General features: G+C 36.9%; 2 protein-coding genes. One reads left to right on the top strand and one right to left on the bottom strand.

Annotated elements, in window-relative coordinates; genetic code table 11:
* A partial coding sequence (locus AC1DVK_RS26665) for a DUF3900 domain-containing protein (RefSeq protein ID WP_477627803.1) occupies positions 1–971 on the top strand: 971 nt, incomplete at its 5' end.
* A 415-nt stretch (positions 972–1,386) separates the two neighbouring features.
* Here the strand turns inward: AC1DVK_RS26665 and AC1DVK_RS26660 are convergent.
* Entirely contained in the window at positions 1,387–2,310 is a 924-nt protein-coding gene (locus AC1DVK_RS26660; protein WP_477627802.1) for an HNH endonuclease, read from the bottom strand.
* Positions 2,311–2,587 lie beyond the last annotated feature (277 nt).

Raw genomic sequence — 2,587 nt, 5'->3', positions numbered from 1 at the left:
CCCTTGATACTGAAGAATACGAAGAAAGTCCACTAAAGGATTTTTTGGATGGGGAATTGATGAAGATTTCCAAACGAAAAGTGGACCGTCATCCAAAAACTGAACAAATACCGACGAAAATCGGTTCTTTCATTGTCGAAGAAGGACATGCACTTGATTCCAACCCTAATTACAATGTATTTAACCGGGTTCGATATGCTAAAACGAAAGAAGAATTCCAAGAAGAAAATGAACAATTCACGCGGTCTTATATTGATACAAGTGCCGTCCGTGGCGGTGTCTTCATAATCGCATCGGCTAAATTATCGAAATATCTCGATGAACCATTCGTTTTCTTATTAAAATGTGATTTCGAGCCGAAAGTTGCTTCCATTTCGGATGAACGGACCCTGATTAGGCACGTTGAAATGGCAATCACCACTAAAAATATGAAATCCATTCAATACCCCTACATGCCCGAAGAAGGTATGGTCGAAGAAGCCGAGCTGAAAATCCATCAGGCCTCACATGCCCGTTACTTCGAGGATTTCCTGAAATTCGTTGAATATGGCGAATCGATGCCGGAAATCATGAAAAACCAGGTCATCCATATGGTCCATGAACATGTATCCGCTCAATTCGAAGAAAACAGTGACGAATTGCACAAATTCGAACAGGACCTAGAAATCTGGGAAACTAGCGATAAGCGGGAAATTCAGGAACGCCTTGAGACCCACCAAGTCGTCGAAGCCACAGCCCAGATTGTCGAACATACACCTGAAGCCGAACTGCGCATGAAGCTTGGCAGTACATCTATCAAAGGACTTCTAGCCGATTTTGGCGACAGCATCCATTTAGGAAAGATTAATGGGAAGTATGTATTGATGATAGAATCCAATACGATTGAGTTCGATAAAGGCGTTTCGCCGATTGAGTTTCATAGGCCGGATGATTTGATGGAGATTGTGGAGCGGATTAGTAGGAAGGTTTGAGGGAATGGTGATGATTAATTTAGGGGTTTTGTGATCATTGTTGTGATCATAAAAACAGTGCCATTTAAACGTTTGTGATCCTTTGTGTGATCAAATCTGTGATCAAATTTATGCTCTAAAACATGTAAATAAGGGTTTCCTTTAATTAAGTACAACCAAATATTAATTCAAAAAGACAGTGAGCTTATCTTTGCTTACTGCCTTTTTGTTTATAACTATTAGTTATGATAAACATCCTGCACGTCATCGTCATTTTCACGTTTTTTGATCATTAACTCTTGGCATATTAGTATTTTGAAAAACTTTAAATGTATTCAAGATTACTATGATTTATGTTTACATATAATCACATGTAACACTTTTGGGGACAGGCTCAATTTAAACTATAATAAACAAATTCGGATTATAGATTACATTACTTTGTTTCAAAAATATTCCTCTTGTGCCACTTAAAGTACACTTTATTTTTGGAATGAATCTGAATTTTAGTACTTGGTACTAATCCATACTTCAAATAATCTTCATTACTGATAACTGAAGAAATGTGCAAACGTCCTTGTCCATCAAATGCAATTAACCCTTTATCATACAGGGCATCATGATTACAACAAAGCAGTACGCCGTTGTATGGATCTAAACGTTCTTCATTTGTGCTATCTTTCCACGGTTTCGAATAGCTCGCTCTTAGTAACTCAGGTAAATCAATACTGCATAATGCGCATTTATGATCCCACAATGGCGTAAGATACTTGCGAAACTTCTGTTGACCTAAACGAATTTTTGTTTTTACTTCTGATTCTGTTTCTGCAATAACTGGAACTAATGTATTTCTTTCAGTTCTTCTCACATTATCAATCGATAGCTCAAGTTGTTCCTGGTCTACTTGATATATATTTAAATCACTAATCAAATCTAGAAGTTTAATAGCAAGTTCCTCATTACAAGGATATAAATAGCCTTGATTGCCATCACCATTTTTTTGAAAAGCCGAATACTTAATTGGGAGTAGTGGGAGAATTTCATTTAACCCAGCCCTAACATTTAAAGGTACATCTAGCTCATGGTATTCTAATTTCACTAAATAGCCTTCATCGTTCCATTTGCTATGATTTTGCATAATAGAAGGTTTAGGGGCATTTTTATAATTATCATTTGCAACGCTAATTGCAACAATTAAACCTTTTACATAATGAAAGATTCGATCGCCTTTTTGTACCTCTTTCATACGTTTCCAAGAGTGCGGTACATTTCCTCCCTTATCCTGTTGTGGCGACCAAATAATCCCTAGATCTTTTTCTTCCTGATATGTGTGACCTTGCATAACGATAAAATTATTCAAATTGCTTCCCCCTAAAAAACGTGGCTGTTTTGATATATTCTATTTTACATTAAATGTTCTATTAAAATAACACCTTCCACCTATTCGTCTCAGATCGCCAATATCGTCCTGTGTAATAGTACGACAGCAAAACCTAAGAAAACAACACAAAAAAGGTTGATATACGTCAGTCACTCTTGATTATTTCTAACCAGAGAACCTTAATATATCAACCCTTTTCTAATATGACGTACTTGGAGAGATTCGAACTCCGACCGACGCCTTAGAAGGACGTTGC

The organism is Peribacillus sp. P4_B1, from assembly GCF_056402395.1.
Note: the sequence above shows the minus strand (reverse complement) of the source record. Positions and strands in the feature narration are given on the sequence as shown.